This is a genomic window from Sphingomonas sp. UYEF23 (assembly GCF_040546165.1).
GTDB lineage: Bacteria > Pseudomonadota > Alphaproteobacteria > Sphingomonadales > Sphingomonadaceae > Sphingomonas > Sphingomonas glacialis.
Map to the genome: position 1 here is coordinate 26,074 of NZ_JBEPNG010000005.1, position 14,781 is coordinate 40,854.

At 66.9% G+C, this 14,781-nt stretch carries 14 protein-coding genes; 12 read left to right on the forward strand and 2 right to left on the reverse strand.

Features of this window, described 5'->3' with window-relative positions; genetic code table 11:
• The first annotated feature begins 9 nt into the window (after positions 1-9).
• From ABIB28_RS10705 to ABIB28_RS10730, 6 genes are all read left to right on the forward strand, one after another.
• Positions 10-1,035, forward strand: coding sequence for a glutamyl-Q tRNA(Asp) synthetase (locus ABIB28_RS10705; protein ID WP_354288122.1), 1,026 nt, complete (start codon positions 10-12; stop codon positions 1,033-1,035).
• A 9-nt stretch (positions 1,036-1,044) separates the two neighbouring features.
• Positions 1,045-1,284: a twin transmembrane helix small protein gene (locus ABIB28_RS10710; protein ID WP_354288123.1), complete on the forward strand. Its 240-nt coding sequence runs from the start codon at positions 1,045-1,047 to the stop codon at positions 1,282-1,284.
• 26 nt (positions 1,285-1,310) lie between these two features.
• Positions 1,311-1,907, forward strand: coding sequence for a cob(I)yrinic acid a,c-diamide adenosyltransferase (locus tag ABIB28_RS10715; protein ID WP_322160938.1), 597 nt, complete (start codon positions 1,311-1,313; stop codon positions 1,905-1,907).
• A gap of 96 nt (positions 1,908-2,003) precedes the next feature.
• Positions 2,004-3,242 carry an ergothioneine biosynthesis protein EgtB gene (egtB, locus tag ABIB28_RS10720; RefSeq protein WP_240699123.1) on the forward strand — a complete coding sequence of 413 codons (1,239 nt, stop codon included), beginning with the start codon at positions 2,004-2,006 and terminating at the stop codon, positions 3,240-3,242.
• Position 3,243: 1 nt separating this feature from the next.
• Positions 3,244-4,221, forward strand: a complete 978-nt coding sequence (gene egtD, locus ABIB28_RS10725) for an L-histidine N(alpha)-methyltransferase (protein ID WP_354288124.1) — start codon at positions 3,244-3,246, stop codon at positions 4,219-4,221.
• Between the two features lie 58 nt (positions 4,222-4,279).
• Entirely contained in the window at positions 4,280-5,149 is an 870-nt protein-coding gene (locus ABIB28_RS10730; protein WP_354288125.1) for a 3-hydroxybutyryl-CoA dehydrogenase, read from the forward strand.
• A 39-nt stretch (positions 5,150-5,188) separates the two neighbouring features.
• Here the strand turns inward: ABIB28_RS10730 and ABIB28_RS10735 are convergent, their stop codons facing one another.
• Entirely contained in the window at positions 5,189-5,818 is a 630-nt protein-coding gene (locus tag ABIB28_RS10735; RefSeq protein WP_133191611.1) for a flavin reductase family protein, read from the reverse strand.
• A 108-nt stretch (positions 5,819-5,926) separates the two neighbouring features.
• Between ABIB28_RS10735 and ABIB28_RS10740 the strand changes: the two genes are divergently transcribed.
• From ABIB28_RS10740 to ABIB28_RS10765, 6 genes are all read left to right on the forward strand, one after another.
• Positions 5,927-6,694, forward strand: coding sequence for a cytochrome b/b6 domain-containing protein (locus ABIB28_RS10740; RefSeq protein ID WP_189676987.1), 768 nt, complete (start codon positions 5,927-5,929; stop codon positions 6,692-6,694).
• Positions 6,691-7,452 (forward strand): molybdopterin-dependent oxidoreductase, encoded by a 762-nt coding sequence (locus ABIB28_RS10745; RefSeq protein WP_354288126.1) that lies wholly within the window; start codon positions 6,691-6,693, stop codon positions 7,450-7,452. Before ABIB28_RS10740 ends, ABIB28_RS10745 begins: the two co-directional genes overlap by 4 nt.
• A 19-nt stretch (positions 7,453-7,471) precedes the next feature.
• Entirely contained in the window at positions 7,472-8,728 is a 1,257-nt protein-coding gene (locus ABIB28_RS10750) for a class I SAM-dependent methyltransferase (protein WP_354288127.1), read from the forward strand.
• A 35-nt stretch (positions 8,729-8,763) separates the two neighbouring features.
• Positions 8,764-9,984 (forward strand): argininosuccinate synthase, encoded by a 1,221-nt coding sequence (locus tag ABIB28_RS10755; RefSeq protein WP_133191615.1) that lies wholly within the window; start codon positions 8,764-8,766, stop codon positions 9,982-9,984.
• A 228-nt stretch (positions 9,985-10,212) separates the two neighbouring features.
• Entirely contained in the window at positions 10,213-11,811 is a 1,599-nt protein-coding gene (locus tag ABIB28_RS10760; RefSeq protein WP_354288128.1) for a hypothetical protein, read from the forward strand.
• A gap of 218 nt (positions 11,812-12,029) precedes the next feature.
• The gene (locus ABIB28_RS10765; RefSeq protein ID WP_354288129.1) at positions 12,030-13,646 is read left to right on the forward strand and encodes a hypothetical protein; all 1,617 of its coding nucleotides are present in this window, start codon (positions 12,030-12,032) and stop codon (positions 13,644-13,646) included.
• On the opposite strand, the gene ABIB28_RS10770 is transcribed toward ABIB28_RS10765, so the two are convergent.
• Positions 13,643-14,776, reverse strand: coding sequence for a GNAT family N-acetyltransferase (locus ABIB28_RS10770; protein ID WP_354288130.1), 1,134 nt, complete (start codon positions 14,774-14,776; stop codon positions 13,643-13,645). The two genes, ABIB28_RS10765 and ABIB28_RS10770, sit on opposite strands and share 4 nt — an antisense overlap.
• Positions 14,777-14,781: the final 5 nt, after the last annotated feature.

Here is a 14,781-nt window from a genome sequence, read left to right on the forward strand (position 1 = left end):
GACGCTGTCATGACAGCGCTACCCGTCTCCTCCGATTTCAGCACGGCGACCGACTCGCGGTCAAGTGCGCGCGTGGCCTCGGTCGTCACGCGCTTTGCGCCGAGCCCGACCGGGCGGCTGCATCTGGGGCACGCCTATTCGGCGGTGCAGGCGCACGACCGCGCGCGGGCGGCGGGCGGGCGGTTTCTGCTGCGGATCGAGGATATCGACGGCACCCGCAGCCGCCCCGAGCATGTCGCGGCGATCGAGGCGGATCTGCGCTGGCTCGGTTTGGCGTGGGACGGAGCGGTGCTGTTCCAATCGGCGCGGCTCGATGTCTATGCCGCCGCGCTCGAGCGGTTGCGGGGGATGGGGCTGCTGTATCCGTGCTTCTGCACCCGCGCCGAAATCGCCGCGAGCTTGAGCGCGCCGCATGGGCCCGAGGCGGTGTATCCGGGGACGTGCCGTGCGCTCGACGCCGATGCGGTCGCGGCGCGGGTCGCGCACGGGGACCGCTTCGCATGGCGGCTCGATATGGCCAAGGCGCTCGCCCTCGCGCCTCCCCTCCCTGGAAGGGAGGGGCTGGGGGTGGGTTGGCTAGAGGCGGGCGTTGCGCCCCACTCCGGGCCGACCCACCCCTCGATCCCCTCCCGTCCAGGGAGGGGAGGCGTAAATTTGACTTGGACCGACGAAATCGCCGGCACGGTCGTCGCCGATCCGCTCTCGCACGGCGACGTCATCCTCGCGCGCAAGGATGCGCCCGCGAGCTATCATCTTGCGGTGACGATCGACGATGCCGCGCAAGGCGTCAGCCATGTCGTGCGCGGAGTCGATCTGTTCGGCGCGACCGATGTCCACCGCCTGCTCCAGGCGCTGCTCGGTTTTCCGACGCCGGTCTATCACCACCACGCGCTGATCGCGGGGCCCGATGGCGCGCGCCTCGCCAAGCGCAATCACGCGCCGACGCTCGAAAGCCTGCGCCTGGCTGGCGAGGATGGGCCTGCGCTTGCGGCATCGCTGCGCGCGGGCATTGGCTTTGTCGCAGCGAACGCCTAGATTGCCTGCATGAGCACATTTCTCACCATCTTGCTGGTCGCCGCGATGATTGCGGTGGTTGTCGTCCTCGTGCGCGGGCTGGTGGTCTTCCTGCTCGGTGCCAGCCAGGATCTGCGCGACGGGACGGCGAACGATGCCGTCTCCGCTTCGTCGATCAAGTCGAACAAGATGATGCAATATCGCGTGATGTTCCAGGCGATTGCGATCTTCCTGGTCGTCCTGCTGATGTGGCTCGCCGGCAAGAGCTGAGCCGCTCGCTCTCGGGGGAATCCAGCATGGTCAAGCTCAACCGAATCTATACGCGCACCGGCGATGACGGCACGACGGGCCTCGTCGACGGATCGCGCACGCCCAAGGACGCCGCGCGGATGGCGGCGATCGGCGATGTCGATGAAGCGAACAGCACGATCGGTGTCGCAGTCGTCGCCTTGCGCGGCGCCGGGCTCGATCTCGCCTGGCTGCCGGCGTTGCTCGAGCGGATCCAGAACGATTTGTTCGACCTCGGCGCCGATATCGCCACCCCGAGCGCGGGGGAGGATGACGATTTCGCGCCGTCCGAGATGACGCTGCGCATCGTCGCGTCGCAGGTCGCGCGGCTCGAGGACGAGATCGACCGGATGAATGCCGAACTGGGCGCGCTGACGAGCTTCATCCTGCCCGGCGGCACCGCCCCGGCGGCGGCGCTGCACGTCGCGCGCGCGACCGTCCGGCGCGCCGAACGCGCTGGCGTCGCGGCTGCGCGCGAGGTCGCGATCAACCCGCTCGCACTCGCCTATTTGAACCGGCTCTCGGATTATCTTTTCGTTGCGGCTCGCGCAGTGAACCAAAAGGCGGGTGGCGACGTTCTTTGGCGACCCGGCGCGACGCGATAATCGCACCAGCGCTGCCGGGACTCGTTGTCCGTCAAGGTGACGGCGCGGGTCATACGGGGGAATGGTGACATGACGACGCAACCGCAGACCGCCCCGATGCCCGACCCTGCGGGTCTTGCCACCCGCTTCGAAGCGGTGCGCGGCTTGACCGTCGGCCTGGTCGCGCCGTTGTCCGACGCCGATGCGACGGCGCAGTCGATGGACGATGCCTCCCCCGCCAAATGGCATCTCGCGCACACGACCTGGTTTCTCGAAACCTTCGTGCTGCGCGATTTCGTGGCGGGCTACACGCTCTATGACGCGCGCTTCCCCTTCCTGTTCAACAGCTATTACGAAGCCGAGGGGCAGCGCCATGCGCGCAACCGGCGCGGAATGGTGACGCGCCCCGCGCTCGACGAGATCCTCGCCTATCGCGCGCATGTCGATGCGGCGGTGCTGGCCGCCTTGCCCGATCTTCCGCAAGCGGCGCGCGCGCTGATCGCGCTCGGCTGCCATCATGAGGAGCAGCACCAGGAACTGCTGGTCACCGATATCCTGCATCTGATGGCGCAAAATCCGATCGAGCCCGCGATCTGGCCCGCCGCGCGCAAGGTGCCCGTCGCGATGCCGGGTCCGATCGGCTGGATCGAAGGCCCGGCCGCGGTGACCGAGATCGGGCATGACGGCGACGGCTTCGCGTTCGATGCAGAGGGGCCGCGCCACGCCGTGCTGCTCAGCCCGCATGCCATCGCCGACCGTACCGTCACCAACGGCGAATGGGCCGCGTTCATCGCTGATGGCGGCTATGCCGAGCCGCGCCACTGGCTCTCGGACGGCTGGGCGTGGGTCAAGCGCGAGGGCATCGTCGCGCCGCTCTATTGGGAGCAGGGCGAGTCGGGATGGACGCGCTTCGGACTCGACGGACGCCGCGCGATCGATCCTGCCGCGCCCGTCACGCACGTCAGTTTCTACGAGGCCGACGCCTATGCCAGCTGGGCGGGCGCACGGCTGCCGACCGAGGCCGAATGGGAGGTTGCGGCGAGCGCGCACGATTCCGCCGGCGGGAATCAGATGGACGCCCCCGGCCCGGTCGAGCCGCGGCCATCGGCGGGCGGTCCGGCATTCTTCGGCGATGTGTGGGAATGGACGGGCAGCGCCTTCCGCCCGTATCCCGGCTTCCGCGCGATCGAAGGCGCGGTCGGCGAATATAACGGCAAGTTCATGAGCGGCCAGTGCGTGTTGCGCGGGGGCTCCTGCGCCACACCGCGCGGGCATGCACGCGCCAGCTACCGCAATTTCTTCTACCCGCACCAGCGGTGGCAATTCACCGGCGTGCGGCTCGCGAAAGACCTTTGAGATGTTGAAGCAGGAAATCGAGGACGGCCAGGCGTCGCTGGCCGACCCGGCGTTTCGCCAGGATGTATTGCGGGGCTTCGACATGCGTCCGCGTGCCATCCCAGCGCGCTGGTTCTATGATCGCGCCGGGTCCGAACTGTTCGAGCAGATCACCGATCTCCCCGAATATTATCCGACACGGACCGAGACGGCGATCCTGCGCGCGTGCGCGCCCGAGATTGCGGCGCGTGCCGGTGAGGGGCGTGCCGTCGTCGAATTCGGCTCGGGATCGTCGACCAAGACGCCGATCCTGCTGCAGGCGGTGGCGCCTGCGGCCTATGTGCCGATCGACATTTCGGGCGACTTCCTGCGCGAATCGTCTGCGGGGCTGGCCTCGGCGTTTCCCGGGCTGGACGTGCTTCCGGTCGAGGCCGATTTCATGCATCCGATCGCCTTGCCGATGCAGGTCGCAGCGACGCCCAAGCTCGGCTTCTTCCCCGGCTCGACGATCGGCAACATGATCCCGCATTCGAGCGTCGATCTGCTGCGCGCGATGAAGGAATCGCTCGGCGAGGGCGCGATGCTCGTGATCGGGATGGACCGCATCAAGGACGCGGCCACGCTCGAGGCGGCGTATGACGACGCACAGGGCGTCACCGCGGCGTTCAATCTCAACTTACTGACGCGGATCAACCGCGAGCTTGCCGGCACGATCCCGGTCGAGCGCTTCCGCCACCGCGCGATCTGGAACGACGATCGTGCGCGGATCGAGATGCATCTCGAGGCGACCGAGGACGTGGCTTTCACGATCGAGGGGCGACCGTTCGAAATGACCGCGGGCGAGACGATCCACACCGAGAACAGCCACAAATACGGCGCGCGCGACGCGCGCATCCTGCTGCGCGCGGGCGGGTGGACGCCGATCGCCGAATGGACCGACCCCGCGGGCAAGTTCGCGGTGATCCTCGCCGAAGCGCAGGCGGCACGGCTCGCACCGTAAGACCTTCCCCGCCGCGCCAAATCCGCTATCGACGCGTCAAACGGATAGGAGCGGACGCATGGATACGGTCGGAGTCATCGGGGCAGGGCAGATGGGCGCGGGAATCGCGCAGGTTTCGGCGCAAGCCGGATACCGCGTGCTGCTTTCGGACATGAACCTCGCGCGCGCCGAGGCGGGCAAGGCGGGGATCGCCAAGCAGCTCGACCGCGCCGTCACCAAGGAAAAGATCACCGCCGAGGCGCGCGACGCCGCGCTCGCGCTGATCGAGCCGGTCGAGAGCGTCGCGGCAATGGGCCCGGCGTTCCTGGTGATCGAGGCGGCGACCGAGCGCGAGGAGATCAAGCGCGCGATCTTCGCCGAAGTCGGCAAGGTGTTGTCGGACGATGCAGTGCTCGCCTCGAACACTTCGTCGATCCCGATCACGCGGCTCGCGCAGGCGGCACCCGATGCGGCGCGCTTCGTCGGCGTGCATTTCTTCAATCCGGTGCCGGTTATGGGGCTGATCGAATTGATCCGCGGTCTCGCCACGTCGGATGCGACGGTGACGACGGTCGAGGCCTATGCGGGGCGGCTCGGCAAGCAGGTCGTGCGCGCCAACGATGCGCCGGGCTTCATCGTCAACCGCGTGCTGATGCCGATGCTCAACGAAGCGTGCTTCGCGCTTGGCGAAGGCGTCGCGACGATCCGCGACATCGATCTCGCGTGCCAATTGGGGCTCAACCATCCGATGGGTCCGCTGACGCTCGCCGATTTCATCGGGCTCGACACGTGTCTGGAGATCACGCGCGTGCTGTTCGAAGGGACGGGCGACCCCAAGTTCCGGCCTGCGCCGGTGCTGGTGAAATATGTCGAGGCGGGCTGGTTCGGCCGCAAGACCGGGCGCGGCTTCTACGACTATTCGGGCCCGGAGCCCGTGCCGACGCGCTGAGGTGCGTAAGCCCCTCCCCTGAAGGGGAGGGGTATAGCGTTACCCTGGCCGGCGCATCTCGAAGCGCGTGTCGTCGCTGATCTCGAAATAATCGGCCGGGCCGCCGCCGCGTAGGATCGGATGCGCTGCGGCGGTGCGATAAGCGCCATCCTCGATCAGCTGCGGCGCGATGTGGATGCCGACGACCTCGCCGAGGATCAGCCAGGTGTCGATCTCGGCGCCATCGATGCCCTGCAAGCGCAGCGTCTGGGTGTGGCGGCACTCGAACGCGACGGGGCTCGCCGCGACGCGGGGTGGCGCGACGATCCGCGAGGGCGCGGCCTCGAGCCCGGCAAGCTCGAATTCGTCGACGCCGGCCGCGACCATCGCCGCACTTGCATTCATCGGCGCGGCGAGCTCGCGCGTCGCGAGATTCCAGACGAATTCGCCCGTCGCGGCGATATTGGCGACGCTGTCCTTCCAGCCGATCGAAGCGAAGCCGACGATCGGCGGGCGATAGTTGAGCAGCGTGAAGAAGCTATACGGCGCGAGATTGCGTGTGCCGTCGGTGGCGAGCGAGCTGATCCAGCCGATCGGGCGCGGCGCGACGATCGAATTGAGCGGATCGTGCGCGAGGCCGGGGACAGCGGCATGGCCGTTGCGCGGTTCGTAGAAATGCAGGTCTGACATGATCGGGCGGCCCTTGGCTCATATGTGCTGTCGTGTTTGCGGTTTCGTCGGCGCGTCGCTGCGACTAAGGTGTAACCGAGCCGCCGTGTGGCGCGAATAGGGATCTGCATGACCGACGCACCCCAGCCAACCCCGGGACAACCCGCTTCGCCCACGGCCGTTCCCGCGAGCACCTCGATCTATCGCCATCGCCTCGCGACGCGGGTCTGGCACTGGGTCAATGCGGTGACGATCGTCATCATGATCGGCAGCGGGCTGACGATCCTTAACGCGCATCCGCACCTCTATTGGGGCGAATATGGCGCGAATTCGGATCATTCGTGGTTCAATCCGCCGCATATGCCGTCCTATCTGACGATCCCGGCGGGTTACAATCTGGCGATCGCGCGGCGTTGGCATCTGCTGTTCGCACTCGTCTTTGGCTTCGGCCTGCTCGCCTTCATGGTCGCGAGCTTGCTCAACCGCCATTTCCAGAAGGATCTTCGGATCCGCCTGAAGGAGCTGGCGCCGTCGCACTTGTGGTTCGATCTGAAGGAGCATCTCGCCTTCCGCTTCCACGATCCGAAGCATCCGGCGGCGTTCAACATCTTCCAGAAGCTGTCCTACGCTCTCACGATCTTCGGGCTGATCCCGGCGATGATCGTCTCGGGGCTCGCATTGTCGCCCGCGATGACCGCTGCGTGGCCGTGGTTGCTCGCGGTCGTCGGGGGGCGCGCATCGGCGCGGTCGGTGCATTTCATCGCCGCGTCGGGGCTGGTGGTGTTCATCATCGTGCACCTCGTGCTCGTGATCCTCGCGGGCGCCTGGCCCGAGGTGAAGTCGATGCTGACGGGCTGGTGGCGCGTGCCCGAAGACCGTGCGGAGGAAGCGGCATGAGCGGTATCATCACGCGGCGCGCTTTGCTCACCACCGGCGCGCTCGGCGCGGGCGCGCTGCTGAGCGGGTGCGATCAGGTCGCGAACACACCTGCGTTGCGCAAGATCCTGTTCTCGGGCGAGACGATCAACGAGGGGTTGCAGCGCGCATTATCGAACCGCGGCAGCCTGGCGAAGGAATATCGCCCCGACCAGATGTCGCCCTTCTTCCGCACAAATGGCACCCGCAACCCCAACACGCCCGATTACACCGCGATGGTCGCGGACAAGTTTTCGCAGTGGCGGCTGCAGGTCGGCGGGCTGGTCAACCGGCCGCTCGCGCTGTCGCTCGCGCAGCTCCAGGCGATGCCGGCGCGGAGCCAGATCACGCGGCACGATTGCGTCGAGGGGTGGAGTGCGATCGGCCAGTGGCACGGCCCGCTGCTCGGCACGATCCTCAAGGCGGCCGACGTGCGCACCACCGCGCGCTATGTCGTGTTCACCTGCGCCGATCTGTTCTCGGGTCAGCATTATTATGAGTCGATCGACTTGATCGATGCCTTCCATCCGCAGACGATCCTCGCCTGGGCGATGAACGGGCATCTGCTCGACGTCGGCCACGGTGCGCCGGTGCGACTGCGCGTCGAGCGGCAGCTCGGCTACAAGCAAGCGAAGTACATTATGCAGATCGACGCGGTCGCTTCGCTCGCCGGGATCGGCAAGGGCAAGGGTGGCTATTGGGAAGATGCGATCGATTACGATTGGTATGCCGGCATCTAATCGCTAAATACGCGCAGCTATGGCTTTGATCGACTTATTCCTCGCCAAGCGCGTCAAGCGCGGCACGCTCACGCTCCATCATGCCGATGGCAAGACCCGCACCTTCGGCACCGCGACACCGGGTTTCCCCGATATCGTCCTGCGCTTCACCGATGCCGGCGCTGCCGCCGCGATCGTGCGCGATCCGGGGATCGGCGCGGGCGAGGCCTATATGAACGGGCGGATGGTGATCGAGCAGGGTGACGCGCGCGATCTCGTCAAGCTGCTGATGAAGAACGATCCGTGGGAGGCCGGCCAGAACGGGCTCGCCGCGTCGCCGCTGCGGCGCGCGGTGCAGGCGGTGACGCTGCGCTTCGGACGGGTCAACATGGCGCGCCAGTCGAAGCGCAACGTCGCGCATCATTACGATTTGTCGGACCGGCTGTACGATCTCTTCCTCGATGCCGACCGGCAATATAGCTGCGCCTATTTCACCGATCCGGCCAACTCGCTCGAGCGGGCGCAGGACGACAAGAAGGCGCATATCGCCGCCAAGCTCGCGCTCGCGCCAGGGACGCGCGTACTCGACATCGGCTGCGGCTGGGGTGGGATGGCGCTGTACCTGCACCAGCAGACCGGGGCGGAAGTGCTCGGCGTGACGCTCAGCGAGGAGCAGTTGAAGGTCGCGCGCGAACGGGCAGACGCGGCGGGGGTGGCGGACAAGGTCAAGTTCGAGCTGATCGACTATCGCCATGTCACGGGGAAGTTCGACCGGATCGTCTCGGTCGGCATGTTCGAACATGTCGGTCCCGCCAATTACACCACCTTCTTCCGCCAGTGCCGCGATCTGCTCACCGATGACGGCGTGATGCTGCTCCACACGATCGGTCGTGCCGGCGGGCCGGGCGTGACCGATTCGTGGACCGCGAAATACATCTTCCCGGGCGGCTACAATCCCGCTTTGTCGGAGATCGTCGCGGCGAACGAAGGGCTGCGCTTCATGATCACCGACATCGAAGTGCTGCGGCTGCATTACGGCTACACGCTCGACCAATGGTACGACCGCGTCGTCGCGGCGCGCGACGAGATCATCGCTCTGTATGACGAGCGCTTCTATCGCATGTGGCAATTCTACCTCGCCGGGGCGGGGCAGTCGTTCCATTACGGCAGCATGGTCAATTACCAAGTCCAGTTCGCCAAGAACCGCCATGTCTTGCCGATCACGCGCGACTATATGCTCGAGGGCGAGCGCGCGATGCGCTCCCCGACGGTTGCACCTGCCGCGCTGGTCGCATAGGGCGCACCCGCGCCAAAACCGAAGGATTCGCTCGCATGACTGATCAGATCAACCGCGTCGTCCTCGCCTATTCGGGCGGGCTCGATACCAGCGTGATCCTGAAGTGGCTGCAGCAGACCTACAATTGCGAGGTCGTCACCTTCACCGCCGATCTCGGCCAGGGCGAAGAGCTCGAGCCGGCGCGGCGGAAGGCAGAAGCGGCCGGCGTAAAGCCCGAGCACATCTTCATCGACGATCTGCGCGAGGAATTCGTCAAGGATTACGTCTTCCCGATGATGCGCGCCAACGCGCTCTATGAGGGGCTGTATCTGCTCGGCACCTCGATCGCGCGGCCGCTGATCGCCAAGCGCCAGATCGAGATCGCCAAGATGCTGAACGCCGACGCGGTCAGCCACGGCGCGACCGGCAAGGGCAACGACCAGGTCCGCTTCGAGCTCGGCTATTACGCGCTCGCGCCCGACATCAAGGTGATCGCGCCGTGGCGCGAATGGGATCTGACCAGCCGCACCAAGCTGATCGAGTTTGCCGAACAGCACCAGATCCCGGTGAGCAAGGACAAGCGCGGCGAAGCGCCGTTCTCGACCGACGCCAACATGCTGCACACGTCGTCCGAAGGCAAAGTGCTCGAGGATCCATGGGACGAGGTTCCCGATTACGTCTATTCGCGCACGGTCAATCCCGAGGACGCGCCGAACGAGCCCGAGACGATCACGATCGATTTCGAGGGCGGCGACGGCGTCGCGATCAACGGCGTCGGCATGTCACCGGCGACTTTGCTCGAGACGCTCAACGAGATGGGCCGGCGCCACGGTATCGGCCGGCTCGACCTGGTCGAAAACCGCTTCGTCGGCATGAAGTCGCGCGGGATGTACGAGACGCCGGGCGGCACGATCTATCACCTCGCGCATCGCGGGATCGAGCAATTGACGCTCGACCGCGGCGCGGCGCATCTCAAGGACGAGCTTGCGCCGCGCTATGCCGAGCTGATCTACAACGGCTTCTGGTTCAGCCCCGAGCGCGAGATGCTGCAGGCGGCAATCGACCACAGCCAGAGCAAGGTGACGGGCACCGTCCGCCTCAAGCTCTACAAGGGCAATGTCTCGGTCACCGGGCGCAAGTCGCCCTTCTCGCTCTATTCGGAGAAGGTCGTCACCTTCGAGGACGATCAGGGCGCGTACGACCAGCGCGATGCGGCTGGCTTCATCAAGTTGCAGGCGCTCCGGTTGCGGCTTCTGGGGCGGCGTGATCGCGCCTAAGCGTTTGACAACAGGCGGATGGGGTCAAGTGACGCGCGAAAACGGCGCGATCTAACTTCGCCTTAACCCCGTTCGCCTAAGTCGGTCGCGATGGACGCTCGCGAATCCCGATTGGCCCGCCGGAGCGACGCACTGTGTGCGCTCGCGCTGGCGGCGCTGCTGGGTACGGTCTGGGCGTTTTGCGACCGGGGATTGCTTTCGTCACTGCACCTTCCCGACGCCGACGCCATGCTGCGGCTTCAGCAGATTCGCGACTGGCTGGCGGGGCAGGGGTTTGCCGATCTGCGTCAGCACCGGCTCGGTGCTGCGCCCGGACTTGCGCTGGAATGGTCGCGTCTGCCCGACCTCGCGCCGGGCGCGATCATCGCTGCGCTCGCACCGATCACCGGCGCGCCGCTTGCCGAAATGATCGCCGTGATCGTCTGGCCGACCGCGCTGTTCGCTGCGGCGCTGCTGCTCGTCACACGGATCGCGCGCGCGCTCGGCGGCAGCGCGATCGCGCGCACCGCGACCGTCGTCGCTGCGATCGCCTTTCCCGCAACCACGATCTTTCTGCCCGGCAGGATCGACGCCGACGGGCTGCAGATCGTGCTGGTGCTGGTCATGGCGCGCGCGCTCGTCGCGCGGGCGGCGATCGAACCGGGCCTGGTCGCCGGACTTGCGGGGGCGGCGAGCCTTGTCATCGGGGTTGAGTGCACCCCGCTGATCGTGGCGGTCGGCGGTGCGATGGCGATCGAATGGCTGCGCGCGCGCAGCGGCGCCGACGACCGGATGATGGGGCTGGGGATCGGGCTCGGCGCGGGGCTGCTCGCGGCGTCGATCGTATTCCGGCCGCTCGTGTGGACTTATGCAGCGTGCGACGGCTTCACCATGACCGCCTGGCGCGCCGCGGTAATCGCGGCCTTCGCGCCGATGGGCATGGCGCTCGCCGCGCGCGACATCGCCAGCCCGGCGACGCGTGCGGTGTTGGGGACGATCATCATCGCGGTGGTCGCGACGGGGATCGTGCTGGTCGCGCCGGAATGCCTTGTACCGGATGGCGGCATCGATCCGATTCTCGTCCAACTGTGGCGCGCCGAGATTGCCGACGCGCGGTCGGTCACCATAGCGACGCTGCCGACCGTGATCGGCTATGCCGGGATGATGGTCGCGGGCGTGCTGGCGAGCGGCTGGCGGCTGTATGCGACGCGCGACCAGCGTTGGGCCGGTCTGCTGATCGTCCAGCTTGCCGCGCTGCTGTTGAGCTGCGCGCAGATGCGCGGTGCATATGCCGGTGCGATCCTGGCCGCGCCCGGGCTTGCGGCGGTGATCGCTGCGGCGCGCGCACGTGGCGTGCTGCCGCTGGCCGGGGCGTGGATCACGTCGGCTGGGATTCTGTATCCGATCGCCGCGCAGGCATTCGTCGCGAGCCGCAGCGTCCGCGAGACTGCGGCGGACAGCTGCACCGCGCCAGCGACACTCGCGATGCTGCGACGTCTGCCCCCCGGTGGCTTGCTCGCGCCGCTCGAGCTCGGCGCCTATGCGATCGGCGCGACGCAATTGAGCGTTGTCGGTGCGCCCTATCATCGCAATGCTGCGGGCAACCTCGCGGTCTATCGCTTCTTCGTCGGCACCCCGGCGCAGGCCGCGGCGATCGCACGCGGCTGGGACGTGCAGTATGTTGCGCTGTGCGGCGACAGCTTCGGTTCGGCCGGCGGCACCTCGCTCGCCTATGCCATTCGGCAGGGCCATGCGCCGAACTGGCTCGTGCCGATCGCGCCGCCCGGCCGGGCGTTTGCCCTCTACCGCGTCGAAGCACGCTTGTTTTCGCAAACGCCACCGCAGTAAGACCCCGCAAATGCGGGAAGGTTTCTCAATATCGCACTGCTCGCAAGCGCGCTGGTTCGGGTGTGTCGCGATCACCGCGACGGCGTGCCCATCGGCATCGCGCCGTGTCGTCTCCTGCCGGTCAGATCGACCACGTGGCGCATACCGGGCCGCTCGTGTTGCACTGCCTGGCGCGACTTCGCTTGTCGCACCGCCCGTTTCGCCGGTAAGGCGCTAGCATGCCGAACGAGACTTCTTCCGATCTACAATGGTGGCAGACGCGCTGGTTCGTCGCGGTGATGGCGCTGATTGCGATCATCCCCTTGCTGCGTCCCGAAATCCCGCCGCTGGTCGATCTGCCGGGCCATATGGGGCGCTACCGCGTGCAATTGTCGCGCGACGAATATCCGTGGCTGTCGGACTGGTACAATTTCAACTGGCAGCTGATCGGCAATCTCGGGATCGACATCCTGATCATCCCGCTTGCCAAGCTGTTCGGGCTCGAGCTCGCGGTGAAGCTGCTGGTGATGACGATCCCGGTGCTGACGGTTACCGGGCTGCTGTGGATCGCGCGCGAGGTGCATGGGCGCATCCCGCCGACCGCCGTGTTCGCGCTGCCGCTTGCATACAGCTATGCCTTCCAGTTCGGCTTCGTCAATTTCGCCTTCTCGATGGCGCTCGCGCTCAACGCGTTCGCGCTGTGGCTGCGGCTCGCGCGGCACCAGCGCTTCGGCTTGCGTGCGGCGATCTTCGTGCCGCTCTCGTGTATCATCTGGGTGGCGCACACCTTTGGCTGGGGCGTGCTCGGCGTGCTGGCGTATTCGGCCGAAATGGTCCGCCAGCATGATGCGCGGGTCGATCGCGGTCCGCTGAGCTGGATCAAGGCATGGCTGCGCGCCGGCGTCGGTTGCGTTCCGCTCGCCCTGCCGATGGTGTTGATGGTGGTGTGGCGCAGCGGCGAGCATGTCGGCGGGCAGACCGGCGACTGGTTTAACTGGCGCGCCAAGATCGGCTATATGACGATGGCGCTGCGTGACCGCTGGATCACCTTCGATCTCGCCGGGATGGCGATCCTGCTGCTGATCCTGTTCCGCGGCTTTCGCGATCCGAGCGTCGAATATTCGCGCAATCTCGGCCTGTCGGCGCTGTTCCTGCTCGCGGTGTTCATCGTGCTGCCGCGGATCGTGTTCGGATCGGCCTATGCCGACATGCGGCTCGCGCCGTTCATGCTCGCCATCGCGGTGATCGCGGTGCGCCCCAAAAAGGGCCTGTCGATCCGTGGCAGCGCGACGATTGCGGCGCTCGGGCTCGCCTTCGTACTGGTGCGGATCGCGGCGGGTACGGCGAGCTTCTGGATGTTCGCGCAGGATTACGACCGCGAGTTGAAGGCGCTCGATCATCTCCCGGTCGGCGCCAAGCTCGTCACCTTCGTCGGCGCGCAATGCGGTGCGCCGTGGAAAATGACGCGGCTCGAACATCTCCCCGCGATCGCGCTCGAGCGCCGCGCGGCCTATGCCAACGATCAATGGTCGATGGCGGGCGCGCAGTTGCTCACGGTGAAATATGTCCGTGCGCAGCGCTTTGCGCACGATCCGTCCGAGATCGTGACGAGCGTGCAATGCCCGCGCGAATGGTGGCGCCCGATCAGCAAGGCGATGGCGCGCTTCCCGCGCAATGCCTTCGACTATGTCTGGCTGATCCGTCCGCCGGCGTACGATGCCAAATTCAACCAGGGGCTGATCCCGATCTGGCGCGACGGAAGCAGCGTGCTGTTCCGCGTCGACCATAGCCAGCGCGGGATCGAGATCAGCGACGCCGCGCTGAAGACCGCCCGCCCGCGCCCGACGCCGTTCTAGCCTTTCTTGAACGGGGTCATCGCGCCGAGGAATTCCTGGTCGGATTCGACCGAGGCGCGCTCGCGCACCAGGAAATCGGCGATCGCGCGGCGGAAGCCCGCATCGGGGATGTAATGCGCCGACCAGGTCGGGACGGGGACATAGCCGCGCGCGAGCTTGTGCTCGCCCTGCGCACCCGCCTCGACGGTCTTCAATCCGCGCGCGATCGCGGCGTCGATCGCCTGGTAATAGCACAGCTCGAAATGCAGGAAGGGGACATCCTCGGTGCAGCCCCAATAGCGGCCGTAGAGCGTGTCCTCCCCGATCAGGTTGAGCGCACCCGCGATGGGGCGCCCGTCGCGCTCGGCGAAGATCAGCAGGACGCGCTCGGGCATCGTCTGGCCGAGCAGCGTGAAGAACTGCCGCGTCAGATACGGCTGGCCCCATTTGCGCGCGCCGGTGTCCTGATAGAACACCCAGAAGGCGTCCCAGTCGGCCTCGGTAATGTCGGCGCCCGAGATATGGCGGATCGTCAGGCCCTCGACCGCGCCAGCGCGCTCCTTGCGGATCGCCTTGCGCTTGCGGCTGGCGAGATCGCCGAGGAATCCGTCGAAATCGGCATAGCCCTGGTTCTGCCAGTGGAACTGCGTGCCCTCGCGGATCAGCCAGCCCGCCGCCTCGAATGCGGGGAGCTGTTCGGGCGCGACGAAGGTGGCGTGCGCCGAGGACAGGCCGTGCTGGTCGGTCACCGCCTCGATCGCGGCGATCAGCGCGGGCGCTTGGTCGGGATCGCGCAGCAGCAGCCGGGGGCCGGGCGCGGGGGTGAAGGGCACGGCGATCTGCAGCTTGGGGTAATAGGATCCGCCGGCCCGCTCCCACGCGTCGGCCCAGCCATGGTCGAAGACATATTCGCCCTGGCTGTGGCTCTTGGCATAAGCCGGGGCGATCGCGGCGGGCTTGCCGTCGGCGCCGTCGACGATGATCGGGATCGGTTGCCAGCCGGTGCGCGGCCGCGCGCTGCCTGACGATTCAAGGATCGACAGGAAGGCGTGGCTGACGAACGGATTGGCGGTGCCGGCGCAGGCATCCCAGTCTTCCGCCGGGATGGCGGCGATGCCGTCGACGATACGGGCGGTGACGGCGTTCTTCACGTCCC